General features: G+C 72.5%; 21 protein-coding genes and 1 riboswitch. Of the genes, 12 read left to right on the top strand and 9 right to left on the bottom strand.

The genetic code is table 11. From position 1 onward, the window contains the following. The first annotated feature begins 2 nt into the window (after window positions 1–2). The 4 genes from LQK93_RS12855 (at window position 3) to LQK93_RS12840 (ending at window position 6,564) form a co-directional block, all read left to right on the top strand. On the top strand, window positions 3–755 hold the full coding sequence (locus LQK93_RS12855; protein WP_374971503.1) for an amino acid ABC transporter ATP-binding protein: 753 nt from the start codon (window positions 3–5) through the stop codon (window positions 753–755). A gap of 2 nt (window positions 756–757) precedes the next feature. Continuing rightward, on the top strand, window positions 758–1,717 hold the full coding sequence (speB, locus tag LQK93_RS12850) for an agmatinase (protein ID WP_374968174.1): 960 nt from the start codon (window positions 758–760) through the stop codon (window positions 1,715–1,717). Further along, a complete protein-coding gene (locus LQK93_RS12845) occupies window positions 1,710–3,305 on the top strand; it encodes a thiamine pyrophosphate-binding protein (RefSeq protein WP_374968173.1) in 1,596 nt (531 codons plus the stop codon). The genes speB and LQK93_RS12845 overlap by 8 nt, the downstream gene beginning before the upstream one ends. Window positions 3,306–3,633: 328 nt before the next feature. Further along, complete coding sequence (locus tag LQK93_RS12840) at window positions 3,634–6,564, top strand: Ig-like domain-containing protein (protein ID WP_374968172.1); 2,931 nt, start codon at window positions 3,634–3,636, stop codon at window positions 6,562–6,564. Window positions 6,565–6,628: 64 nt separating this feature from the next. On the opposite strand, the gene LQK93_RS12835 is transcribed toward LQK93_RS12840, so the two are convergent. Then, window positions 6,629–8,035 (bottom strand): wax ester/triacylglycerol synthase domain-containing protein, encoded by a 1,407-nt coding sequence (locus tag LQK93_RS12835; RefSeq protein WP_374968171.1) that lies wholly within the window; start codon window positions 8,033–8,035, stop codon window positions 6,629–6,631. A gap of 126 nt (window positions 8,036–8,161) precedes the next feature. Here LQK93_RS12835 and LQK93_RS12830 point away from each other — a divergent pair, with 126 nt between their 5' ends. Next, window positions 8,162–9,673: a serine hydrolase domain-containing protein gene (locus LQK93_RS12830; RefSeq protein ID WP_374968170.1), complete on the top strand. Its 1,512-nt coding sequence runs from the start codon at window positions 8,162–8,164 to the stop codon at window positions 9,671–9,673. Between the two features lie 12 nt (window positions 9,674–9,685). Next, on the top strand, window positions 9,686–10,582 hold the full coding sequence (locus LQK93_RS12825) for an alpha/beta fold hydrolase (protein ID WP_374968169.1): 897 nt from the start codon (window positions 9,686–9,688) through the stop codon (window positions 10,580–10,582). 40 nt (window positions 10,583–10,622) lie between these two features. Here LQK93_RS12825 and LQK93_RS12820 read toward each other — a convergent pair whose 3' ends face one another. Beyond that, window positions 10,623–11,018 (bottom strand): J domain-containing protein, encoded by a 396-nt coding sequence (locus tag LQK93_RS12820; RefSeq protein WP_374968168.1) that lies wholly within the window; start codon window positions 11,016–11,018, stop codon window positions 10,623–10,625. Between the two features lie 182 nt (window positions 11,019–11,200). After that, complete coding sequence (locus tag LQK93_RS12815; protein ID WP_374971501.1) at window positions 11,201–11,632, bottom strand: Hsp20/alpha crystallin family protein; 432 nt, start codon at window positions 11,630–11,632, stop codon at window positions 11,201–11,203. Window positions 11,633–11,769: 137 nt separating this feature from the next. Here LQK93_RS12815 and LQK93_RS12810 point away from each other — a divergent pair, with 137 nt between their 5' ends. Together LQK93_RS12810 and LQK93_RS12805 are read left to right on the top strand one after the other, a co-directional pair. Further along, window positions 11,770–11,988 carry a hypothetical protein gene (locus LQK93_RS12810; RefSeq protein ID WP_374968167.1) on the top strand — a complete coding sequence of 73 codons (219 nt, stop codon included), beginning with the start codon at window positions 11,770–11,772 and terminating at the stop codon, window positions 11,986–11,988. A 19-nt stretch (window positions 11,989–12,007) separates the two neighbouring features. Beyond that, window positions 12,008–12,538, top strand: coding sequence for an ATP-binding protein (locus LQK93_RS12805; protein WP_374968166.1), 531 nt, complete (start codon window positions 12,008–12,010; stop codon window positions 12,536–12,538). Here LQK93_RS12805 and LQK93_RS12800 read toward each other — a convergent pair. The 4 genes from LQK93_RS12800 to LQK93_RS12785 all read right to left on the bottom strand — a co-directional run bounded on the left by LQK93_RS12800 (window position 12,496) and on the right by LQK93_RS12785 (window position 16,400). Continuing rightward, complete coding sequence (locus LQK93_RS12800) at window positions 12,496–13,182, bottom strand: DsbA family protein (RefSeq protein WP_374968165.1); 687 nt, start codon at window positions 13,180–13,182, stop codon at window positions 12,496–12,498. The genes LQK93_RS12805 and LQK93_RS12800 overlap by 43 nt on opposite strands. A gap of 100 nt (window positions 13,183–13,282) precedes the next feature. Beyond that, window positions 13,283–14,095 carry a C40 family peptidase gene (locus LQK93_RS12795; RefSeq protein WP_374968164.1) on the bottom strand — a complete coding sequence of 271 codons (813 nt, stop codon included), beginning with the start codon at window positions 14,093–14,095 and terminating at the stop codon, window positions 13,283–13,285. A 3-nt stretch (window positions 14,096–14,098) separates the two neighbouring features. Beyond that, window positions 14,099–14,263, bottom strand: a riboswitch (cyclic di-AMP (ydaO/yuaA leader). Between the two features lie 182 nt (window positions 14,264–14,445). Further along, on the bottom strand, window positions 14,446–15,141 hold the full coding sequence (locus LQK93_RS12790; protein ID WP_374968163.1) for an iron dependent repressor, metal binding and dimerization domain protein: 696 nt from the start codon (window positions 15,139–15,141) through the stop codon (window positions 14,446–14,448). A gap of 29 nt (window positions 15,142–15,170) precedes the next feature. Further along, on the bottom strand, window positions 15,171–16,400 hold the full coding sequence (locus LQK93_RS12785) for an MFS transporter (protein WP_374968162.1): 1,230 nt from the start codon (window positions 16,398–16,400) through the stop codon (window positions 15,171–15,173). A gap of 67 nt (window positions 16,401–16,467) precedes the next feature. Between LQK93_RS12785 and LQK93_RS12780 the strand changes: the two genes are divergently transcribed. Further along, complete coding sequence (locus LQK93_RS12780) at window positions 16,468–17,637, top strand: hypothetical protein (RefSeq protein WP_374968161.1); 1,170 nt, start codon at window positions 16,468–16,470, stop codon at window positions 17,635–17,637. A 201-nt stretch (window positions 17,638–17,838) separates the two neighbouring features. Here LQK93_RS12780 and pdxH read toward each other — a convergent pair whose 3' ends face one another. Then, window positions 17,839–18,564, bottom strand: a complete 726-nt coding sequence (pdxH, locus tag LQK93_RS12775) for a pyridoxamine 5'-phosphate oxidase (protein ID WP_374968160.1) — start codon at window positions 18,562–18,564, stop codon at window positions 17,839–17,841. A 23-nt stretch (window positions 18,565–18,587) separates the two neighbouring features. On the opposite strand from pdxH, the gene LQK93_RS12770 reads away from it, so the two are divergent. After that, window positions 18,588–18,992 (top strand): hypothetical protein, encoded by a 405-nt coding sequence (locus tag LQK93_RS12770; RefSeq protein WP_374968159.1) that lies wholly within the window; start codon window positions 18,588–18,590, stop codon window positions 18,990–18,992. Window positions 18,993–19,216: 224 nt separating this feature from the next. Here LQK93_RS12770 and LQK93_RS12765 read toward each other — a convergent pair whose 3' ends face one another. Continuing rightward, the gene (locus LQK93_RS12765; protein WP_374968158.1) at window positions 19,217–19,843 is read right to left on the bottom strand and encodes a pentapeptide repeat-containing protein; all 627 of its coding nucleotides are present in this window, start codon (window positions 19,841–19,843) and stop codon (window positions 19,217–19,219) included. A gap of 92 nt (window positions 19,844–19,935) precedes the next feature. Between LQK93_RS12765 and LQK93_RS12760 the strand changes: the two genes are divergently transcribed. Both LQK93_RS12760 and LQK93_RS12755 read left to right on the top strand, forming a co-directional pair. Then, window positions 19,936–21,057: a citrate synthase 2 gene (locus LQK93_RS12760; protein WP_374968157.1), complete on the top strand. Its 1,122-nt coding sequence runs from the start codon at window positions 19,936–19,938 to the stop codon at window positions 21,055–21,057. Between the two features lie 99 nt (window positions 21,058–21,156). Continuing rightward, window positions 21,157–23,163 (top strand): PQQ-dependent sugar dehydrogenase, encoded by a 2,007-nt coding sequence (locus LQK93_RS12755; RefSeq protein WP_374968156.1) that lies wholly within the window; start codon window positions 21,157–21,159, stop codon window positions 23,161–23,163. The last annotated feature ends 5 nt before the right edge of the window (window positions 23,164–23,168 follow it).

Raw genomic sequence — 23,168 nt, 5'->3', positions numbered from 1 at the left:
CGATGGTCGAGGCGAAGGCCGTACGCAAGTCCTTCGGCGACCTCGAGGTCCTGAAGGGCATCGACCTGACGGTCAGGAGGGGCGAGGTCGTCTCGCTCTTGGGTCCCTCCGGCTCAGGCAAGAGCACCTTCCTGCGCTGCATCAACCACCTCGAGCGGATCGATGGGGGTGAGATCAGCGTCAACGGCCGTCTCGTCGGCTACCGCAGGCACAACGGCAAGAAGTACGAGCTGAAGCGCAAGGAGGTGGCAGCCGCGCGACGTGACGTCGGCATGGTCTTCCAGCGGTTCAACCTGTTCCCGCACCTGACTGCGCTCGAGAACGTGATGGAGGCCCCGGTCTTCGTCAAGGGCGTGCCTCGCTCCGAGGCGAGAGCCGCAGCCCAGGAGCTGCTGGCCCGGGTGGGGCTCCGTGACAAGCCGGCTGCCTACCCTGCGCAGCTGTCCGGAGGTCAGCAGCAGCGGGTCGCCATCGCGCGAGCGCTGGCCATGAAACCGGAGCTGATGCTCTTTGACGAACCGACCTCTGCGCTCGACCCCGAGCTCGTCGGCGAAGTCCTCGACGTCATGAAAAGCCTTGCCGCAGAGGGGATGACGATGATCGTGGTCACCCACGAGATCGGCTTCGCCCGGGAAGTCTGCGACCGGGCGGTGTTCATGGACGGGGGCGTGATCGTCGAGGAGGGCGTCCCACGTGAGCTCCTGCTCAACCCGCAGCACACCCGGACCAAGTCCTTTCTCGCGAAGGTGCTCTGAAGATGTCAGATACAACTCCCACAGGACCCGTCGACGCGACGGTCGTCCCCCGGTTCGCCGGCCCCGCCACGTTCGCGCGGCTGCCGCGGCTGGATGAGGTCGAGCGGGCCGACGTCGCCGTGCTCGGCGTGCCCTTCGACTCAGGTGTCAGCTATCGCCCCGGCGCCCGCTTCGGCCCGGGCCACGTCCGCGCCTCGTCGAAGCTGCTGCGCACCTACAACCCCGTCCAGGACGTCGAGCCGTTCGCGGTGCAGCAGGTGGCCGACGCCGGGGACGTCGCCTGCAACCCGTTCGACATCCCGGAGGCGGTGCGCCAGATCGAGGGAGCCGTCCGGCAGGTCGTCGGCAGCGGCGCCACCCCCATGACGATCGGCGGCGACCACACCATCGCACTGCCGATCCTGCGGGTCCTGCACGAGGCCCACGGCGAGCTCGCGGTCGTCCACTTCGACGCGCACCTCGACACGTGGGACACCTACTTCGGCGCCCCCATCACGCACGGGACGCCGTTCCGCCGGGCGAGCGAGGAGGGGCTGATCGACCAGACGGGAAGCATCCACGTCGGCATCCGCGGCCCGCTCTACTCCCCCGAGGACCTCAGTGACGACGAGGTGCTCGGTTTCCAGGTCATCGGCGCCCACGACATGGACGACCTGGGCTGGCGAGGCGCCGTCGAGCGCATCAAGGCGCGGGTCGGCAACCGCCCCACCTACGTCTCCCTCGACATCGACGTGCTGGACCCGGCCTTCGCACCGGGCACCGGCACGCCGGAGGCGGGCGGCCTGACCAGCCGCGAGCTGCTCAACATGCTGCGGGCCTTCGCCGACCTCAACCTCGTCGGCGCCGACATCGTGGAGGTGTCGCCGGCCTACGACCACGCGGAGATCACCGGCATCGCGGCCGCCCACGCGGCATACGAGCTCATCTCCGCCATGGCGCCCCGGACGGAGTCCCATGCCTGAGCCGGCCACCGGCGGCGCAGCCGTCGTCGATGCCCTCGTGGCGCACGGCGTGACCGACATCTTCGGCATCCCCGGCACGCACAACCTCGAGCTCTACCGCTACCTCCCGGCGTCGGGCCTGCGTCACGTCGTGACGCGCCACGAGCAAGGAGCGGGGTATGCCGCCGACGGCTACGCGCGGGTCAGCGGCCGTCCCGGGGTGGTGCTGACCACGTCGGGACCCGGGATCACGAACGCGATCACCGCGCTGGCGACGGCATACGCCGACTCGGTTCCCGTCCTCGCGATCTCCCCCGGCCCGCCGCGCGGGGCGGTCGGACGGGACACGGGCTGGCTGCACGAGCTCAAGCACCAGCAGGCCGCTCTCGACGCCGTGACGGCGCGCAGCGTCCGTGTCGAGAGCGCCGACGAGGTCGCCGACGTCGTGTGCGACATCTTCGAGGCCTTCGAGACGCGCCGTCCCCGGCCGGTGCACCTCGAGATCCCCGTGGACGTCCTCGAGGCGGAGTGGACACGCACCCCGTGCCTTCGGCGGCCCCTGGCCGCCCCCGTCCGACCGCCCCGCCACGCCCTCGAGGCCGTGGCGGCCGCCCTGACCGGCGCGCTGCGACCGCTGCTCGTGGCCGGCGGAGGGGCCCGCGGCGCCGGGGAGCAGGTCAGGGCACTCGCCGATCTCGGGGTCCCCGTCCTGACCACCGTCAACGGCAAGGGCGTCATCGACGAGTCCCACCCCAGCGCGCTCGGAGCAGCGATGCGGCTGGACGCAGCCCACTCCGCGATCAACGACGCCGACGTGCTGGTCGTGGTCGGCTCCGAGCTCGGCGACTCGGACCTGTGGGGCGGCACGGTCGAGGCCGGTCGCCATGCCGAGCGCACCGTCGTGCGGATCGACGTCGACCCGGGGCAGATGCACAAGAACGTCCGAGCCGACCTGCCCGTCGTGGGCGACGCCGGGCTCGTGCTGCGAGAGCTGCTCGAGGCGCTGCCACGCACCCCTCCCCCGACCTGGCACCAGGACCGTGCCTCCACGCTCCGCGCGGCCCTGGACGCCGAGGCCGCCGTCGCCGGAGAGCCGTGGGCACCCATCCAGCAGGCCCTGTCGGCAGCCCTCCCCGCCGGCACGGTCATCGCCGGCGACAGCTCCCAGGTCACGTACTACGGCACGGTGCACAGCTGGCGGTTCACCCCGGCCAACCGGCTCCTCTACCCGACCGGCTACGCAACGCTCGGCTACGGCCTGCCTGCAGCGATCGGCGCCAAGGTCGCACAGCCCGAGCGTCCCGTGGTCGCACTCGTCGGCGACGGCGCGGCGATGTTCTCCATCCAGGAGCTCGTCACCGCCTGCGAACAGCGGCTGCCCCTCCCTGTCGTCATCGCGGACAACGGCGGCTACGCCGAGATCCGGGAGCAGATGGTCGACCGCGGCATCGTGCCCCAAGGGGTCGACCTGTGTGAACCGGACTTCCCCGCCCTGGCCCGGGCCATGGGGGCGCACGGCGTCGCCAGCGGATCGGTGGACGAGCTCGGCGCCCTTGCCGCCCAGGCATTGACGGCCGACCGCCCCACCGTCATCCATCACCGGGTCTGACCCTGCCGTCGTCGCCACCGCACACCGGGCGCCCGTCCTCGACCAGGGCGGTCGTCGGTCGCAGGCGAGGAGAAAACCGACAAGGTAACCCCAAGGTCCACCTCACACGCTGGGACATCCGCAGCAACGCGCCGGGCGCAGCCCGGAAGGTGAGGGGAAAGCCATGTCTGGGACGTTTGGCCGACGGCACGCAGCAGTTGAGGTTCTCGAGGACGGAAACCCCGCAGTACATGCCGGGCACATCACTTCCGGTCGGCTCGTGCAGTCCGCCGAGCGACCGGCCAGAGCCCGCGGCGGCCCGGGCCGCCGCCTCTTGAGGCGGGTGACGATGGCGACCGTGCCGGTCGTGCTCGCCGCCGGGCTGGCGCCGATGCAGGCCCGGGCTGACTTCAGCCAGGTCGGCCTCACCGACCCGGACACCCAGTTCCCGTCGTACTACGCCGACAGCAACGGGCTCGCACTCCAGCCATGTCTCGACGGTCTCCCGCTCTGCCTGGGCAGTCGCGCCGACCTGCTCGACAACGGCGCCGACGGGGAGGGCTTCTACTCCGCCGTCGCCGCCGACGTCGGAGTCATGAGCCTGGGTCTGGACCTCGAGGCCGCCTACCTCGCGGAGGACGAGGAGATCACCTTCCAGCGCAGCCAGTACTCCGCCAAGAGTGGCCTGAGACCCGGCTCCACCTACATCGTCACCGACCCGTACGGCACCAACACGTGCAAGAGCGACTCCACCGGGGCGATCAAGAACAATGCCTGCCGCTTCGAGACAGGGGGCGTGCCCGGTGACTTCGCCAGCGCGCTGCGGGGCCGCCTCGGCCCCTTCCTCACCTGGGACACGTTCGGCAGCACAGGCGCCGGGGCTCCCCCCGCCGGCTACATCGGCGACAACGCGACTCCGCACAAGGTCGTCGGCTCCCCGAGCGGCTTCAACAAGTTCCGGGTCGAGGGGCCCGGCATCAACACGACCGGGGTCGATGCCTGCCCTTCCGTCGACGGTCCCATCGCCGACTGCGGCGAGACCGACCTGTTCGTCGTCTCGGGCAAGGTGCTGGCCACTGGTCCGGCGGCAAGCACGAGCGCCAAGAGCTTCGACTACGGCAACACCGCCACGGGCGGTTCGCGCAGCCTCACGTACACGAGCTTCGGCAGTGGCAACGCCGTCGTGGACTCCGTTTCCCTGAGTGGGCCCGGCGCCGCCGACTTCGCCGTCACCGAGGACTGCTCGAGTGCCGGCACGGTCAACGGACCCGGGCTGGCACCGGGGAGCAGCTGCACGATCGGGGTCGCCTTCACCCCCCGCGTCGGCGAATCCACCGCGACGCTGACGATCGCCGACAACACACTCGGCAGCCCGCGCACCGTGGCCCTCAGCGGCAGGAGCCTGCCGGTCACCACCCTCGACCGGACGAGCGCCACCTTCGGCTCACAGAAGGTGGCCACCACCTCGACCGAGGACATCGTCACCGTCACGAACACCGGCGTGGCGCCGCTGAGCGCGACCACTTCCCTGTCGGGCACCGGCGCGTCGCACTTCACGGTCACCTCCAACGGCTGCACCACCCCGGTCGACCCCGGTAAGGGCTGCGAGATCTCGGTGGCCTTCACGCCGACGTCGACCGGCACCAAGTCGGCCAGCCTGCTCGTCACCGACAACGCCGGGGTGACCTCCTCGGTGACGCTGAGCGGGACCGGCACCAAGCCGCTCACGAGCCTCTCGCCCGCCCCGCTGGCCTTCGCCGACACCGCCACCGGCACGACGACCACCCAGCCGCTGACGGTCCACAACGGCGGCAGCGCCTCCGGTGTCATCACCAGCATCAGCGCCACAGGCGCCAACGCCGCGGACTTCGCCTACACCCCGACCGGCAGCACCTGTGTCGTCGGCGCCAACGTGGCTCCGGGTGCATCGTGTCTCGCCAACGTGAGGTTCCAACCCTCTGCGCCTGGTGTGCGCAGCGCCACGCTGGCGGTGGTCGTCGACGGGGTGACCAGCACGGTCGCGCTCTCCGGCACCGGGGTCACTCCTCCCGACACGACGGCCCCCTCCGTCCCGACCGGGCTCAGGGCCACCGCCTCGGGTAGCACGGTCGGCCTCACCTGGACGCCCAGCACCGACAACGTCGGCGTCACGGGGTACGCCGTGTACCGCGACGCCGGCAGCGCGCCCATCGCCCGTGTCGGCGGCACGAGCACCAGCTTCACCGACGTCGGCGTCACCAACGGCACCCACACCTACCGGGTGACCGCCGTCGACGCCGCCGGCAACGGCAGCGCACTCAGCGCCGCGGCATCCGTCTCGGTCGACGCCCAAGCCCCGGTCCTGGCGGCCACCTCGCCGGCCAGCGGGGGCACGACCTTCGCCACCACCGCCAATGTCACCGCCACCTTCAGCGAGGCCGTCCAAGGCGTCAGCACCACGACGTTCACGCTGAAGAACCCGGCCGGCACGCTCATCTCGGCAGTCGTCAGCCGCAACGGGACCACCAACCAGTGGATCTTCAACCCGGCCGCCACCCTGCTCGCCGACACCCGCTACACCGTCACCCTCACCGGTGGCACCACGGCGATCCGTGACCTCGCGGGCAACCCGCTGGCCACCCGGACGTGGACCTTCACCACCGGGCCGGCGCCGACCGTGACGACCACCACGCCCGCCAGCGCGGGCACGACCTTCGCCACCACCGCCAACGTCACCGCCACCTTCAGCGAGGCCGTCCAAGGCGTCAGCACCACGACGTTCACGCTGAAGAACCCGGCCGGCACGCTCATCTCGGCAGTCGTCAGCCGCAACGGGACCACCAACCAGTGGATCCTCAACCCGGCCGCCACCCTGCTCGCCGACACCCGCTACACCGTCACCCTCACCGGTGGCACCACGGCGATCCGTGACCTCGCGGGCAACCCGCTGGCCACCCGGACGTGGACCTTCACCACCGGGCCGGCGCCGACCGTGATCGCGCGGTCGCCCGGCACCGGCGCCCTCCGCGTCAGCCGGGTCGCCAACGTCACCGCCACCTTCAGCGAGGCCGTCCAAGGCGTCAACACCACGACGTTCACGCTGAAGAACCCGGCCGGCACGCTCATCTCGGCAGTCGTCAGCCGCAACGGGACCACCAACCAGTGGATCCTCAACCCGGGGGTCACGCTGAGCCCGAACACGGTCTACACCGCCCGCCTCACGGGAGGCACCACCGCCATCCGTGACCTGGCCGGCAACCCGCTGACCAGCATCGCGTGGACGTTCACCACCGGCCCCTGACCTGCCCCCAACCCCCAGGGATGCCCCGTTGCGCACCTTCCAGCAGCGGGGCATCCGCACGCGGTCACCCCACCGGCCATCTACCCCCTGGCGGTTCTCGCGATGCCGCCACGGGCCCGACTCCGGCGGCCAGCACGCCGAGCTCGTCGGCGGCGCCCCTGGCGAAGACGTCGAGGTCGGGATGCAGGTCGGCATCCGCCACGACGAGCACCTCGAAGCGACCCGCATAGGACATCGCGCCCACGCCGAGGGTCAGGTTGCCCAGCAGGTTGACCAGTGGGAACACCTCCTCGAGCGGGGCACCGGCGAAGGCCAACGGTTCTGCGGGTCCGATCAGGTCGGCGCTCAACAGGTTGACCCGCCTCCGGACGACGAGCCGCAGCAGCACGGCGCTCACGAGCCTGTTGCGGAAGACCACCCCCAAGGACGGGTGCGGCAGGGCCTTCGCCCTCGAGGTCGACGCACTGATGCGGCGCAGTCGCTCGACAGGGTCGGCCTCCCCCACCGGCAGCCCGACGGCCATCTGCGAGATCCGGTTGCCCACGTGGCTGGGGTCCGTCCCCCGGCGCAGGGAGACCGGCACGAGGACAGGGACGACCAGCCCGTCGACCGACTCGCCCCGGCTGCTCAGCAGGGCCCGCACGCCAGCCGCGATCACCGCGAGCAGCGCGTCGTTCACCGTGGCGTGCTGCGCGTGGGCGACCCCCTGCACCTCGTCCAGAGGGGCGCGGACGAGCGCCAGCCGCCGGTGCCCGCCGACCAGCCCGCCGAGACTCGTCACCGGACCGGGCTCCCCGATGACGAGCTCGCGTATGCCGTGCCACACCGCTGCAGCCGCCGCGGAGGTCTCCCGAGGGCGCCCCAGGGCGGCGAGGACGCCACGCGCTGCCTGCCCGCGGCGTCGAACGCCGTCGCGCATCAGCTCGCTCCGCGAGGGCGCGGGTGCCGGCGACCACGCCGCCGCCGGCCGGCCTCCCTCTCCCGGCCGGACGTGCAGCAGCGCCGCGAGAGTCGCGACGCCGGCGAGCCCGTCGGCGACCACGTGATGCATCCTCACGAACAGCGCGACGTGCTCAGTGCGTGGCCCGGGTAGCAGCCACAGCTCCCACAGCGGGCGCCGGAAGTCGAGCGGACGGCTCCGGATCTGCTCGACGGCGGCCAGGAGCGCGGCGTCGTCGTCGGACGCGAGAGGCGGCCCCACGCGTACGTGGTCGGCGAGACGGAAGTCGGGAGCGTCGGTCCAGAAGGGGCCGCCGAGCCCGCGAGCCGGGAACCGCACGACCTGCCGCAGGCGCGGGAGGCCGTCCAGCCCCTGCGCGACGGCCTCGCGGGCGACGTCGACGAGAGGAGTCCCCGACCCGTCGCAGAGCGGGCGCCCGTCGAGCACGGCGACGGCCCCGACGTCCTGTGGCCACCGCTTGTCCGAGAGCAGGAGGAGCCGGTCATCGGCGCTCAGCCTCTCGATCGCCACCGCCACCACCTCCCGATCGCCGACTCGACCTCCCGCTTGCTGACTCCCAGCGTCCGGCGCCCACCCGCCGGTGAACAGGGACCAACGACCCTGCCGCGGTCCCGCCCTCGTCCGCACGCTGAACCCATGGGCAGCACGCTCGAGGTGGGCCTGCAGCACGCCGTGAGGGCGGTGCTCGAGCGGTGGCCGACCGCGGGCCTCGCCGTCGCCGTCGTCCGCCCCGGCGGGCCGGCCTCCTTCGAGTGCCACGGCGTGGCCGACGTGACGACCGGCTCGCCGGTCACGCCGGACACCGTCTTCCGCGTCGGCTCGCTCACCAAGACCTTCACGGCCGTCGCCGTCCTGCAGCTGTGCGAGCAGGGCCGGCTCGACCTCGACGCCCCCGCCAACCGCTACCTGTCGACGTTCCGGCTGCGCCCGGCGCGGCCGGACCTGCAGTCGGCGACCGTGCGGGACCTGCTCACGCACACCGCCGGCATCGGCTTCTGGCGTCGGCCGACCGACCTGCTCCACCCCGTGTCGGGCGCCGGTGTCGAGACGCGTCAGGCGAGGCCCCTCGGGGAGTACTACCGCGGCGGGCTCCCGCAGGAGGTCCGTCCGGGGACCAAGTGGGTCTACAGCAACCACGGGTTCGCCGCCCTCGGGCAGCTCGTGGAGGACGTCTCCGGGCAGCGCCTGCGCGACTACCTGCGCCAGCACGTCCTCGATCCGCTCGGGATGGAGCACACCGACCTCGATCAGTCCGAGCGGGTCAGCGACGGCCTCGCCACCGGCTACGTGCTGCGGCGCCGCGGGCTCGTGCCGGTCGCGGTCAGGGACGTCCCCACCCCCGGTGGCGGTGGCCTCTACTCGACCTCGGCCGACCTGGCGCGCTACGTCGCCTGCCTGCTCGACGGCGGGTCCGGTCCGCAGGGCCGGCTCCTGCAGGCGTCGAGCGTGGCGCAGCTGTTCGCCCCGCACTACCAACCAGACCCGCGGCTGCCCGGGATGGGGCTCGCCTTCGAGCTGCGCTCCGAGGACGGTCGCCGCGTCGCCGTCAAGGACGGCGTGGTGTCCGGCTTCCTGTCGGCGCTGGCGATCGCGCCGAGCGCCGGGACGGGAGTCATCGCCCTTGCCAACACCGGTGGGCTGAGCGGCCGGGGAGCTCCCGTCGAGGTCGTCACCGCCGTGCTCCGTGAGCTGCTGGGCCTTGCCCGGGACCCCGTGCGTCACGACGTGCCGCCCCGGCCCGAGGTGTGGGGACAGCTCTGCGGCTGGTACTCCCTGCCGCCCGGAGCGGTGACCAACCTCTTCGCCCGCACGCTCATCGGCGCCGGCGCCGAGGTGGTGGTGGACCGACGTCGCCTCGTGCTCAAGGCGCTCAGCCCCGTCCCCGTCCTGCGCAGGGGCGTGCCGCTGCTCCCCGACGACCCGAAGGACCCGTATGCGTTCCGCGTCGACTTCTCGGCGACGGGCCGGGGCACCCTGCCGGTCGTCTTCACGGTCGACCAGACCCAGCGTGTGCGACGGCTCTGGCTCGACCTCATGGGCTTCGACAAGCGCCCCGGCGCGCGCAACCCACGTCTGGTGCTGGCAGGCGGACTCACCACCGGAGCCCTGGCCGCAGGCGTCGCCCGCACCCGACGGCGGCGTCGCTGAACGGAGCCCACCATGCCGAGACGACACCGCTCCAGCACCTGGCCGAGGCGCATCCCGCTTCGCGACGTCTCCCTCTACGTCGACGTCGTCGGGCACGGTGAACCCCTCGTGCTGATGCACGGTGGACCGAGCGCAGACCTGTGGACCCTGGGCGCGTTCCGGCAGCTCGCCGACCAGTTCACGCTCGTCTTCTACGACCACCGGTGCAACGGGCGCTCGACCGGCCCTCGGGTGTCGAGCATGACCTGGGAGAACCTCACCGCCGACGCCGACGCCCTGCGTGAGCACCTCGGCTTCGACGAGTGGGCCGTCCTCGGCCACTCCTTCGGCGGCCACGTCGCCCTCGAGTACGCCCTCAGGTACCCGCAGCGAGTGTCCCGGCTCGTCCTCCTCGACACGGGAGCCGACTCCCGCTGGGCCCGGGAGAACGCCCCGAGTCTGCTGCGAGAACGCGGGTGGGACCCGGGCAGGGCCGACCTCGTGCGTCGTTGGTTCACAGCCGACTTCACCCCGAGGGACTACTTCCCGATCTTCTGGAGGATCAGCAGCGCCGACATGCCTCACCACGGGTTCCGGGGGATGCTGCGCGAGCTGGCCACCGGCGGCTGGCGCACGCGGATGCGTCGCGAACCGTTCCTCTTCGCCGGACGCTCCCTGCTGCCGGGCTGGTCGGTCACCGACCGTCTCGGCGAGATCACCGCGCCGACCCTGGTCGTCGCCGGACGTGAGGACTTCGTCTTCCCGCCCGAGTGCCAGGCCGAGCTGGTCGCCGGGCTGCCCCACGCCGAGCTCCGCCTCGTCGACGAGGCGGGTCACAGCCCCCAGGACGAGTTCCCCAACCAGGTCCTCCCGGCCGTGCGGCGGTTCCTCGCAGCAGTACCGGACCCCCGCCCCGGGCCGGGCGGTTGAGAGGCCCCCGGCGTCGGCACCTGCGAGCGGCCGAGTCGCGTCACCTCGGCCCAGCACGCCCGGACCCGTGCCAGCGCACCGGGCCGACCCGGATGTCCCGCTCTCCCTCATCGCCGACCCACCGGCGAGGGTCGCTCCGGTGCACCTCGACGGGCTGACCTGGCCGTCCCCGACGGGCCCGGTCGTAGGCCGCGCGCAGCTCGGGATCGCCCAGGACGGCATATGCCGCAATGGCCCGCTGGAGCACCTCGTCGCGCTCGTCACCCCCCAGCCCCTGTCCCTGCAACTGCCCCTGCCCCTGCCCCGACGACGCGCTCTCGGCCCGCGCGTCCGGATGGTGCAGCCGCAGCAGCGCCCGGTACGCACGCCGGACCTGCTCCTGGGTGGCGGACGGCGGGACACCGAGGACGGCATACAGGTCGCCGCTGTGCGCCATGGCTGCCAGCTCCTTCCGACGAAGACGATGGTCCCGGCACGTCGCGAGGCGACGGCCGGACCGTCCGCTGCTGGGGTGACAGGGGCCCCGGCCGGTGCGAACCTGTACGCCGTCAAGGCGTGGGCGTCGCGCTTCGAGCGTCTGGCGCGCGATGGGCGAACGCACCGACCGGGGCGGCTCCGTCAGGCGCCGATCGAGTGCCGGTCCTCGGTCGTTCCGCCGATCTCGATCCTGCGCGGCTTCGCCTGCTCGGCGACGGGGATCGTCAGGGTGAGGACGCCTCCGTCGTAGCTGGCCTGGATGTGGTCGGTGTCGAGGTTGTCGCCGAGGACCAGCTGGCGGCTGAACACGCCGAACGGGCGTTCCGCGGCGATGAGCTGCTTCTCGTCGTAGCTGGACCGCCGCTCGGCCTTGACGGTCACCACGTTGCGCTCGACGTCGAGCTCGATCCCGTCCGGCGCCACACCGGGAAGGTCGAGCTCGACGTGGAAGGTGTCACCCTCGCGCCACGCGTCCATCGGCATCAGTGCCGAGCGGGCGAAGGAACCACCCGTGCCGATGACCTGCTGCGTGAGCCGGTCGAGGTCTCGGAAGGGATCGGTGCGCATCAGCATCAGGTTCACCTCCATCGTTGTCGCGATGCTCCTCGGAGGGCCACGATCGCTTCGTGCGATCTATGGCATGCGCCATAGATTCCATATACCACTCGTGGGATGCTGAGACAAGTGAACCCGACGGAGAAGGAGCCCTCGTGTCCCCACAGCAGCCCATCCCCGACGACGTTCCCGAGGCGGACGTGCTCGAGCAGCAGGAGCCGGCCGACCCACCGGAGCTGCCCGACCCCGAGGCGGTGGCCGACTCCGTCGACACCATGCCCCCGGCCCCCGCCGACGAGGCGAACGAGGCCGACCAGCTCGAACAGCACGAGGTCGTCGCCGGCGACGACGACGACTACCCGCACGAGGCGTAGGAGACCGCGCCGCCGACCGGTGCGGCCGCCGGCCGAGGCGCGCAACCTCGTGCAGGTGCGCAGCTCCCTACGCCGCTGGCTCCACGAGGTCGATGCCTCCGAGCAGCAGGTCGACGAGGTCCTCGTCGCCTGCCGCGAGGCGTGCGCGAACGTCGTCCAGCACGCCTACTGCGCCATGGCGGCATCGGGCGACCTGCTCGTGGAGGCGCGGCTGCTCGAGCGCACCGTGGACCTGCGGGTGCGCGACGAGGGGCAGTGGCGCCCCGCCACCGACCGCGGGGGTGGCTGGGGCCTGCAGCTGATGCGGGCGCTCATGGACGAGGTCGAGGTGGAGCACACCATGGCGGGCACCACGGCGCCATCGCGTCGCTCTTCCGGCTCGCGCAACGGCTGCGCGACCACCGCCAGGAGCTGCGACTGGTGGTGCCCCGCGAGGCCCCGACTAGGCCGTTCCGCCGAGAGTCCGGCGAGAGCCGGCGAGGACCGGCGAGGACCGGCGAGGACGGGTCAGACGGACTGTGTGGCGACGCCCCGAAGGAGGGCGAGGTAGTCGTCGACGGGCTTGGCACCGGACAGGGCGGCATACTCGTTGGCGAGGACGAAGGGCGTGGAGGTGACCCCCATGGAGCGCGCCTCGCGCTCGTCCGCACGCACGTGCTCGCCGTACTCGTCGGAGGCCAGCACCGCAGCCACCCGCCGTTCGTCGAGGCCGCACTCGGCCGACAGCCGCTGCAGCACCTCGTGGTCGTCGATGGCCAGCCCCTCGCTGAAGTGGGCGGCCTCGAAGCGCTCGAAGGCGGCAGAGCGCAGCGCTGGGCCGCCCATCTCGCCCGCGAGGGCACAGAGGCGGTGGGCGTCGAAGGTGTTGGCCCGGACGGCGCGGTCCCAGTCGAAGACGAGGTCGTCGGCCTGCGCCTCCTCGCTGGCCCGGGCGTTCATCAGCCGGCCGGCGCCCGCGTCACCGCCGCCGTAGCGCGTGGACAGGTGCTCGCTCACCGGCACTCCCCCACCCACCGGGACGTCGGGGTCGAGCTCGAAGGCGCGCAGCCGGACCGTGACGTCGTGCGGGCGTTCGAAGGCTGCGATGGCTGCCTGGAGACGGCGCTTGGCCACCCAGGAGTAGGGGCAGACCAGGTCGCTCCAGAGGTCGATCTCGATGAGGGTCGTGGACTCCGCGGCAGGCTGATCGGTCATCGCCTCAGTCAACCACGGACGCCGCTGCCTGCCGGGGAACGCACGGTGCCCCCATCGCGGACGATGGGGGCACCGTGGACGTTGGCGCGAGAGGCTGCGCTCAGAAGCGGCCGTAGCCGGACGGCGTCGTCCAGATGGAGTGGTTGCCGACGGTGGTGCCGGGGCGCTGGGCGTCGATCATGCGGCCGGGGCTGACGTAAATGCCCACGTGGTAGGCCGGCGAGCCGAAGAAGACGAGGTCGCCGGGGCTCGGGCTGCTGACCGGGGTGGCTGCCGACTGCTGCGCGGACGCGGTGCGCGGGATCGAGATCCCCGCGTGGCGGTAGACGTAGGAGGTGAAGCCCGAGCAGTCGAAGCCGGACGGGGTCGTGCCGCCGTAGACGTAGGGGACGCCGAAGAGCGACTGGGCGATGCCCACGATGCCCGACGCGCTGGGAGCCGGCGCCGGAGCGGTGTTGAGGGCGACGCGCTCGCTCGAGCGTGAGGCCCGCTGCGTCGCGGCCTGGCGGTCGGCGGCAGCCTTGGCGGCAGCGTCGGCGGCCGCCTTCTGCGCGGCGGCCTCGGCAGCGGCCTGCTGGGCGCGCTCGGCCTTGACCGTGACGTCCTCGATGACGACCGGGGCGGGCTTGGCCTGCTTGAGCGCGGGCTTGGCGTAGCCGATGGCCGAGAGGGCGTTGCCTGCGGTGAGGGTGCCGGCCGCGGGACCGACGGCGGCAGGAGCGGCGACGACGCTGCTCGAGCCGTCGGCGGCGTTGGCCGTGCCTGCGAACGAGGCGACGAGCCCACCGGAGGCCGCGACGATGGCGACCCCCTTCACAGCGGGCTGGGCCGACTCCTTGGCGATCGTCTTCAGCTCTGCAACCGCGTTGAATCGACCGGGGGCGCGGTGGCGCCCGGGAACGTTCTGAGCCACTGTTTGACCTCTCGACGCCTGCGAGGTGAGCTGTCGGGTTCGGGCTGGAGGTACTGCCCGGCCTTCGCTCGGACCGAGTTCGGTCCACGGAGGGCTTCACCCCGAGGGCGTCTCACGACGTCCGGAGAAAGTGGTTCCCCCGCTCCTGCCATGCGGTTCGTGCCGAGCCCGGGTCGATGGCAGGACTAGGCGGTCCGACCCAGGGCACCTGCTCGACGGGGAGAGCAAGTGGGGCCAACCGTACCCAATGCCCCCCTTGTTGTCACGTTCCGGTCTCGGGACGTCAAAGGCCCTGTCGCCGGGGCGTAAAGGACCAACCCCGCAAAGGACCGCGTCAGGGGTCCAAGGGGTCAGGCGGCCTGGCAGAAGACGTGGACGGCCACGTCGTCGGGAAGCGAGACCCCGTTGGAGGGCTGGTCACCCTCCCGGACGGCGAGGACCCGCCCCGCCTCACGCACGACCTCGACCCGCGCCCCGGGCACCACGCCGGCGCTCGTCAGGAGCGCGAGCGCCTCGGGGTCAACCTGCACCGGCTCGCCGATGCGGCGGATCGTCACGACGGACGGCGCGTCGCCGACGACGGCGGCGAGGGTGCGCAGGCCGGCGAGGAAGTCCTCCTGCTGAAGGATGCCGAGCTCCTCGAGGCCGGGGATGGGGTTGCCGTAGGGCGACTCGAGGCCCTCGCCGATGAGGCCGAGGATCTTGCGCTCCACCTTCTCCGACATGACGTGCTCCCAGCGGCAGGCCTCGTCGTGGGCGTACTCCCACTCCAGGCCGATGACGTCGACGAGCAGCCGCTCGGCGAGGCGGTGCTTGCGCATGACCCGCGTGGCCAGCAGCCGGCCGTGGTCCGACAGCTCCAGGTGGCGGTCGCCAGACACGGCCACGAGGCCGTCGCGCTCCATGCGGGCCACCGTCTGCGACACCGTGGGACCCGAGTGGCCGAGACGCTCGGCGATGCGGGCGCGCAGGGGGACGATCCCCTCCTCCTCCAGCTCGAAGATCGTGCGGAGGTACATCTCGGTGGTGTCGATCAGGTCGGTCACGGTCATACCCTCTCAGAGTCGGGCAGCGGTCAGGGCCGGCCCGGTGTCGCTGCCCGCGTCGGGTCGTGGCGCGGCACCCAGATGCGCAGCCAGCCGGCTCCCACGAGGGCGCCCGCGCCGAGGACGACCGCGGAGGCGCCGAGGGACAGCACGGCGCTCAGACCGGACAACGCCAGCGGCCCCGCTGCCCTTCCCAGGTCGGCGCAGAGGCGCCAGCCGCCGAGGAACTGAGCCCGGCCGTCCGCCGGGGAGGCGTCGGCGCCGAGCGTCATGATCAGGCCCGCGCCCAGGCCGTTGCCCACGCCGAGCACCGTCGCCGCGGCCGTCACGGCCACGAGGCTCGTGGCCAGCGGGAGCACCACCATGCCCAGTCCCAGCACGAGCATGCTGGGGACCGCCGCGGCGACCCTGCCGTAGCGGTCCATGAGCCATCCGGAGGGGTAGAAGAGCGCCATGTCGATCGCGCCGGCCACACCGAAGACGAGGGAGGTCTGTGCCGGCGAGAACCCGACCGACTCCGCCCAGAGCGGGATGAGGGCCTCGCGGACCGCCCGGGCCCCGGCCACGCACATCGCGCCGGTGCCGAGCGTCAGCAGGACGTGCCGGTGCTGCAGCAGCACCGAGGCGACGCTCCGGGGCGCACCGCCACCCACGACCCGGTGCGCCTGGGCCGTGATGTCGGGTGCGAGGAGGACGAGGACGAACGCGCCGATGCTCGCGACGCCGCCGACCGCATACGCGGACTCGGTGCCCCACCGCACGATGACGAGCGAGCCGATGAACGGGCCGACGAAGGACCCGATCCGGTTCACCCCGCCGAGCGTCGACAGCGCCCGGGCCCGCATCGCGACCGGGACGGCCTCGGTGAGGTAGGCCTGCCGGGCCAGCCCGAAGAGGGAGCCGGCCAGCCCCACGACCAGCACGCCGACGAAGAGCATGACCAGGCCGCCGGCAAGGGCCGCGAGCACCATGCCGGCGGCCTCGACGACCGCGGCGATGAGCAGGGCACGACGCTCGCCGATGCGGGCAGCGAGCGCGCCCGAGGGCAGGTCGCCGAGGAGCTGGCCCACGCCCATCATCGCGACGAGCAGGGCCGCCAGCCCGACGGAGGCGCCGAGCTCACGCGCCGACACGGCGACGATGGGGGTGACGGCGCCCGCGCCCATCGAGCCCAGCAGGGTCGGACCGTATGCCGACAGCGCGATCGTGCGCAGGCTGCCGCCGCGCTCAGCCTGCCTGTCCCCCCGCGTCTCGGTCACGCCACAGGACCCTAACGATCGGGTTACTCGGCTGGCCGCCCCGGCCTGCCGACGCAACCATTGGCGCGTGGCAGCAGACGCGTCGACGAGCGGGGCGGATGCGGGGCAGCGGTCCCGCACCGTCAGCATGCTGCTGCTCGGCGCCGTCGCGGCCTCTCTCGCCCTGGCGACCGGCGCGCCGATGGCGACGGCGGTCGTGGGGCTCATCCTCTTCGGGGTCCTGCACAACGTGCTCGAGGTGCGCTACGTCGTCGGCCGGTTCTCCGCACTGCTGACCCGGCCCTTCCTCGACCTGCTCGCCGCCCTCGTCGCCGGGGTGGTCGCCTGCCGGCTGCTCGCCGTGGTCGCTCCCGGGTCGGCGCGGCTCGCCGAGATCATCCTCGGCTACGCGATCCTCGCAGCGGCCGCGCACCACGGTCTCGACGGCCGGCGGCGGCTCACCGCCCTTCTCGCGCTCGGCCTTGCCACGGTCGTGTCGCTCGCCTTCCCGGCCTACCACTTCCTCGTGCTCGCCCACCTGCCCAACGTCGTGCCGCTCTTCTTCCTCTGGGACTGGTCCCGGCGCATCGGCTCACGACGGGGTCGACGGGTCTTCCGCGCCGTCCAGCTGCTGTGGGTCGTGGTCGTGCCGGCCGTCGTGCTGCTGGGCGGCCTGGACGCGTGGCTCGGCGCCGACCCGGGAGTCGTGCGCAGCGTCGTCGGCGACGGCCAGTCGCTCCTCGCGGCCAACGCGCCGCCCGGGGCGGCGGTCACCGTCGTCGCGCTGCGCCTCCTGACGGTCTTCGCGTTCATGCAGACCATGGGCTACGTGGTGTGGATCGCGTTCCTGCCGCGGGTGGCGCCCGACGCCTCGGCGGCGTTCGAGGCGCGTGTGCCGTGGGCCACTGGACCACGGCTCTGGGCCGCGGGCTTCGTGGCCGCCGCCCTCTTCGCCGTGCTCCTCGGTGTCGACTTCAGCCGGGGCACGACGCTGTATGCGGCCCTGGCCGGCATCGCGACGTACCTCGAGCTGCCGGTCCTGCTGCTCTTGCTCGCCGGCGGTCTCTCGGGCGGGCTGGCCGCTGGCACGGCGCTCGAGCACGGTCCGGAGGACCAGGACAGTCGGTCAGGTGGAGACGAGGAGGGCGACGAGAACGGCACGGTCATCCCTCTTCCGGAGACGCGCGGTGCGACGCCGCAGGTGCCGAGCCCCCTCGCGCTCGGGGGGCCGGGCAACGCCGGTCGACATTCCGCGTAAATGGGCTTGCCGCCCTGCCGGAGCCGGACGTACGGTCGAAGAGTCGAAACCGAAGGGAGGTGATCCGAGAAGTGATTTCTTCCGGAGCGTGTGAGGTGGCCACGCGATAGTCGCGCCCCATCCACACCCATGGATGAAGCAGGGCAGTCCGACCTCGTCGGGCTGCCCTGTTCCGTGGTCGTCCCAAGGCCCGCCCCCGGTTCAGGGCTGGAGCCGCAGCCTCTCCCAGGAGCCGGCGTCGGCCAGGTCCCCCTCGCCGGTGCGGCGGAAGACGATGCGGTCGTGCAGGCGGTTGCGACGGCCTGCCCAGAACTCCACCTCGTCGCAGACGATGCGCCAGCCGCCCCAGAAGTCCGGCACCGGCACGTCGTGCGCTGCCCCGGTCTCGGGGAAGCGCTCGAGGACCTCCTGCCACCGGCGCTCGAGCTCGGCCCGGTCGGCGGCGGGGCTCGACTGGTCGGAGGCCCAGGCCGACAGGCGCGAGCCGTAGGGCCGTGAGTCGAAGTAGGCCTCGACCTCGTCACGCTCCACGAGCTGCGCCGTGCCGCGGAACCGGATGGCGCGGTAGAGCGAGGGCCAGGTCAGGGCCGCCGCGATGCGCGGGTTGGCCTCCAGCTGGCGGCTCTTCGCCGAGCGAAGGTTGGTCACGAAGCCGGGTCCCCGCTCGTCGAAGAAGCGCATGAGGACGGTGCGCACGTCGGGGGTGCCGGTCGGGTCGACGGTGGCGACGGAGATCGCCGTGGGCTCCGGCACGTCGTCCCGCTCGCCGGCGGCGGCCATGGCGGCATCAACCCACTCCCGGGCCTGCAGGTACGGCGAGGGCGCGACGTCGGACTCGACGAGCCCGTCACCGGAGTAGTCGACCCGGCTCACGCCCGGGAGACCTCCGGGGCGGTCGGAGGAAGGCGGTGGGGGCGGGGTGTCCATGTGGTCAGACTAGGGTTGGGGTCATGGCAGGCAAGGGCAAGCTCGTCACCCAGACCGTCCGGCTGGGCATCAAGTACGGCCCCCAGATCTGGGTGGCCACGCAGGCGCTGCGCGAGCCGGCCAAGGAGGCGGTCAACAAGGCGGTCTCGAGCGAACGCGCCCGCCGCATGGCCATGGGCCATGCGGCCACGCTCGCCGACGGCAGCATCCTCAAGGTCTACAAGGGGGACGCGGCGCACTGGCTCGTCTTCAGCGGCGACGAGCCGGTCGCGGTGCATCCCGCCACCGACCTGCCGCTCGACACCCTGGCCGCGCGGGCCGACCTCACCAAGCGCATCCGCCCCGACGACAGGATCGGCGCAGCCGGCCGCGCCCGGGACGCGGCGGCCACCGCCCTGCGCCGCGGGAAGCCCAACCAGATCAACTGACGGGACGACCGCTGCGTCACTGTTTCGCCCAGCGCAACACTGACGTAGCGAGCGCGACCGGTGTCCCGCCCTGCCTACGTCACTGTTTCGCCCAGCGCAACACTGACGTAGCGAGCGCGACCGGTGTCCCGCCCTCCCTACGTCACTGTTTCGCCCAGCGCAACACTGACGTAGGGACGTGCCGCCGAAACGGTGGCTCGCGCCCGGCGCCTGGTGCCCGCCGCTCAGCCGGCGACCGTGATGCCGAGCTCGGCGGCGAACGCGTCGGCGAGGTCGATGACCTGCGCGCGGCTCAGGGTCGCGCCCCTGAGCCCGGCCAGCCCCACGGGCGAGCGCAGCGTGGCGCCGGAGAGGTCGAGGCCGGCATACCTCCCGCGGCCGAAGGTCGGCTGCTGGAGCGTGCACCCGTCGAAGCTGAGCCCGTCGACGGTCGCCTCCTGCAGGTCGAGCTCGACGACGACGCAGTCCACGAATGCGACGTCCTTGAGCCGCGCTCCACGCAGGTTGAGGAAGTCGACCTTGCCGCCGCGCACGGTCACGTCGCGCCAGGTCGAGCCCCACGCCGAGACCGCCGCGAGCCGGCAGCCCTCGACGGTCAGGTCGGCGAGACTCGCCTCGGCGAGCGTCAGACCCACGCCACCCACCCGTTCCCACTCGGACTCCGACCAGCGGGACCCCTCCAGGTGCGCGTCGTCCAGCGTGGCGCCGAGGAGCGAGCACTCGAGGAAGGTGTGGCCCTCGGCGTGCGCCCCCGTGAAGTCGGTGCCGTCGAAACGGACCGCGTCGTGATGTTGGTCTCGGGTGTCGAAAACGGCGTCAGGAAACAGGGTCTGGTCGGTGGCTGACGGCATACGGTGAGTCTGGCAGCCGGGACCGACGTCCGACCTCGGCTGCTGTTGGGTCCCCACACCGCGGTGGTACCGCCTGCACAGCGAGGATCGACATGGCCGACAGCACGCCCGACCCTGACTTCAAGCCCGGCCTCGAGGGCGTCATCGCCTTCGAGTCCACGATCGCGGAGCCGGACAAGGAGGGTGGGGCGCTGCGCTACCGCGGCGTCGACATCAACGACCTCGTCGGGCACGTCGACTTCGCCCACGTGTGGGGCCTGCTCGTCGACAACGAGTTCGACCCGGGCCTGCCGCCTGCCGAGCCCTACCCGCTGCCCGTGCACACCGGGGACGTACGCGTGGACGTCCAGTCCGCGCTCGCGATGCTCGCGCCCGTCTGGGGTTTCAAGCCGACGCTCGACATCGACGCCGAAGAGGTGCGCGACAACCTCGCCCGGGCTGCCGTCATGGCGCTGTCGTTCGTGGGGCAGTCGGCCCGCGGGCTCGACAAGCCGATGGTGCCGCAGCGCGAGGTCGACAAGGCCCGCACCATCACCGAGCGCTTCATGATCCGCTGGCGCGGCGAGCCCGACCCCCGCCACGTCGAGGCCGTCGACGCCTACTGGGTCTCGGCTGCCGAGCACGGCATGAACGCCTCGACCTTCACGGCGCGCGTCATCACCTCGACCGGCGCCGACGTGGCGGCCGCCCTGTCCGGGGCGGTCGGGGCGATGTCTGGCCCGCTGCACGGCGGCGCGCCCTCGCGCGTCCTGCACATGCTCGACGGCGTCGAGCAGCAGGGCGACGCCACGGCATACGTCAAGGGTGTCCTCGACCGCGGCGAGCGCCTGATGGGCTTCGGCCACCGCGTCTACCGCGCCGAGGACCCCCGGGCCCGCGTGCTGCGCGCCGCCTGCGAGCGCCTCGGTGCCCCGCGCTACGAGGCGGCGGCTGCCCTGGAGAAGGCCGCCCTCGCCGAGCTGCACGCCCGCCGCCCCGACCGCGTGCTCGCCACCAACGTGGAGTTCTGGGCCGCCGTGATCCTCGACTTCGCCGAGGTCCCGGCCTCGATGTTCACGCCGATGTTCACCTGCGCCCGCACCGCCGGGTGGTCGGCGCACATCCTCGAGCAGAAGAAGACCGGGCGCCTCATCCGGCCGTCGTCGCGCTACGTCGGCGAGGGCCCGCGCAAGCCCGAGGACGTCGCGGGCTGGACGCCCGAGATCGCCCACTGAGGCCGTCTTCTTGACGCCCGCACCTCGACGGGCGAGCCGGCTCGGGCGGGCGTAACCTCGCAAAGGAGTGCAAGCACGACACCGAGTCGGGGAGTCACCATGGTGCAGCGTCCGCGTGTCCGAGGGTCGATCGCCGTGGCGGGCACGCTGCTCGCCGCAGCCGTTCTGGAGGTGGCGCAGCCGCCCACCGCCGAGGCGGTGCCGGCCGTGCGCGTCACGACCATCGTCTCTGGGCTCAGCAACCCGTGGGACCTCACCTGGGTCGGCGACCTCATGCTCTACGACCTGCGGGCCGGGCAGGTGTGGAGCAAGCGCGGCTCGAATGCCCCACGGCGAGTGAGCCTCTCGGGGTTCCCGTCGATCTACGTCAACAGCGAGGCCGGGCTGCTCGGCATGGTCGCCGACCCTGCGGCCGCCACGAACAAGCGCTTCTACACCTGCCAGGCGGTTCGCGGCCCGAGCGGCAACCCGCTCGACGTGCGCGTGCTGCGCTGGCGGCTCACGGGCGACACGACCGCCGTCTCGGACGGTGCGCCGGTGGTCACCGGTCTGCCCCTGACCAGCGGCCGGCACTCGGGCTGCCGGCTGCGCTTCGGCGGTGACGGCCGACTCTACGTCGGCACCGGCGACGCCGCCGTCGGCACCAACCCGCAGAACCTCGGCTCGCTCGGCGGCAAGGTGCTGCGCGTCAACTGGAACGGCACCATCCCGGCCGACAACCCCTTCTACGCACGCGGCGGCAACGCCCGCTACGTGTGGAACTACGGCCACCGCAACATCCAGGGCCTGGCGCTGCGGCCCGGCACGAGCGAGCTCTGGTCGGTCGAGCACGGCTCCGACCGCGACGATGAGGTCAACCTGTCCGTGCGCGGGGGCAACTACGGCTGGGACCCGGTCCCGGGCTACAACGAGGCCACGCCGATGACCGACCTCACCAAGTTCCCGAGCGCACGCCGGGCGATGTGGAGCTCGGGCTACCCGACCGTCGCGACGAGCGGCGCCACGTTCCTGCAGGGCGCAGCCTGGGGCGAGTGGCAGGGCGCCCTCGCCGTCGGCCTGCTCAAGGGGCAGGGCATCTACCTGATGCGCTTCGACCCGACGCCCGGCCCGAGCCGGGTGACCCGCGCGACCCGCATCCCGGGGGCCCAGGGCTTCGGCCGCATCCGCACCGTCCAGCTGGGCCCCGACCACGCGCTCTGGTTCACGACCTCGAACGGCAGCAACGACAAGATCGTGCGCATCTCCCCCGCTGCCACCCCGCCGACGGTGCGGGCCGGCTCGCTGGTGTCCCCGAGCGGCGTCGCCGCGGTCCGCACCGGCAGCGAGATCTGGGCCTTCGTGCGCAGCACCGGCGACGCCGTCTACTACCGGCGCAGCCGCGACGACGGCGCCACCTGGTCCGGCTGGACACCCGCCGGGGTCACGAGCACCGATGCGCCCTCCGCCGCCTCGTCGTCCACCGGCCGCGTCGACCTGTTCACCCGCAACGCCTCACGCCAGGTGGTGCACACGTGGTTCATCGGCGGCACCCGGCGCGGCACGGCCCTGCTCGGTGGCGCCGTCATCGCCCAGCACGGCAGCTCCGTGGGCGGTGGCACCCTCGACGTCTGGGGTGTCGCGCCGGACGGCACCGGCTGGCGCAACCACTTCAACGGCTCGCGGTGGTCGGGATGGACCCGCGCCGGCGGCATCTTCACCTCGGGGCTGTCCGCCTCGGCGAACCTGACCACGAAGGTCACCACGGTGACGGGGCGCGGCCAGGTGCCCCTGACCTACGAGCGCACCTTCACCGCGACCGCCGCGAGCCCGAACGGCTGGGTGCCGCGCGGCGACGGGATGTCCGGCTGGTCGGGCAAGGCGCTGGCCGACACGACCGGCGGGCAGGCGCGGATCGCGGTCGCGAGCGGGCCCGACACCCAGGCCGTGGTGCAACGAGGCGGTCTGCAGATCGGCGTCACCGCTCGCTACACCTCCGTGCCCGACGTCGTGAGCCGTCCGGACGGCACCTTCGCCATGTTCGCCCGCAGCACCGACGGAAGCCTCTGGCTCTACGACGCGAAGCCCGGCGGCTACGTCAACCGCTCCCTGGGTGGGGTCGTCCGCTGACCCCC

Origin of the sequence: Terrabacter sp. BE26, assembly GCF_041941675.1 — a bacterium.
Classification (GTDB): Bacteria; Actinomycetota; Actinomycetes; order Actinomycetales; family Dermatophilaceae; genus Terrabacter.
The sequence above is the reverse complement of the archived record's forward strand: the minus strand, read 5'-3'. Positions and strand labels throughout refer to the sequence as shown.

Excerpts from the sequence above, each read along its gene's own strand:
- LQK93_RS12855 (WP_374971503.1), top strand. The coding sequence starts at position 3 with ATGGTCGAGGCGAAGGCCGTACGCAAGTCCTTCGGCGACCTCGAGGTC.
- speB (WP_374968174.1), top strand. The coding sequence starts at position 758 with ATGTCAGATACAACTCCCACAGGACCCGTCGACGCGACGGTCGTCCCC.
- LQK93_RS12845 (WP_374968173.1), top strand. The coding sequence starts at position 1,710 with ATGCCTGAGCCGGCCACCGGCGGCGCAGCCGTCGTCGATGCCCTCGTG.
- LQK93_RS12840 (WP_374968172.1), top strand. The coding sequence starts at position 3,634 with ATGGCGACCGTGCCGGTCGTGCTCGCCGCCGGGCTGGCGCCGATGCAG.
- LQK93_RS12830 (WP_374968170.1), top strand. The coding sequence starts at position 8,162 with ATGGGCAGCACGCTCGAGGTGGGCCTGCAGCACGCCGTGAGGGCGGTG.
- LQK93_RS12825 (WP_374968169.1), top strand. The coding sequence starts at position 9,686 with ATGCCGAGACGACACCGCTCCAGCACCTGGCCGAGGCGCATCCCGCTT.
- LQK93_RS12820 (WP_374968168.1), bottom strand. The coding sequence starts at position 11,018 with ATGGCGCACAGCGGCGACCTGTATGCCGTCCTCGGTGTCCCGCCGTCC.
- LQK93_RS12815 (WP_374971501.1), bottom strand. The coding sequence starts at position 11,632 with ATGCTGATGCGCACCGATCCCTTCCGAGACCTCGACCGGCTCACGCAG.
- LQK93_RS12800 (WP_374968165.1), bottom strand. The coding sequence starts at position 13,182 with ATGACCGATCAGCCTGCCGCGGAGTCCACGACCCTCATCGAGATCGAC.
- pdxH (WP_374968160.1), bottom strand. The coding sequence starts at position 18,564 with ATGGACACCCCGCCCCCACCGCCTTCCTCCGACCGCCCCGGAGGTCTC.
- LQK93_RS12770 (WP_374968159.1), top strand. The coding sequence starts at position 18,588 with ATGGCAGGCAAGGGCAAGCTCGTCACCCAGACCGTCCGGCTGGGCATC.
- LQK93_RS12765 (WP_374968158.1), bottom strand. The coding sequence starts at position 19,843 with ATGCCGTCAGCCACCGACCAGACCCTGTTTCCTGACGCCGTTTTCGAC.
- LQK93_RS12760 (WP_374968157.1), top strand. The coding sequence starts at position 19,936 with ATGGCCGACAGCACGCCCGACCCTGACTTCAAGCCCGGCCTCGAGGGC.
- LQK93_RS12755 (WP_374968156.1), top strand. The coding sequence starts at position 21,157 with ATGGTGCAGCGTCCGCGTGTCCGAGGGTCGATCGCCGTGGCGGGCACG.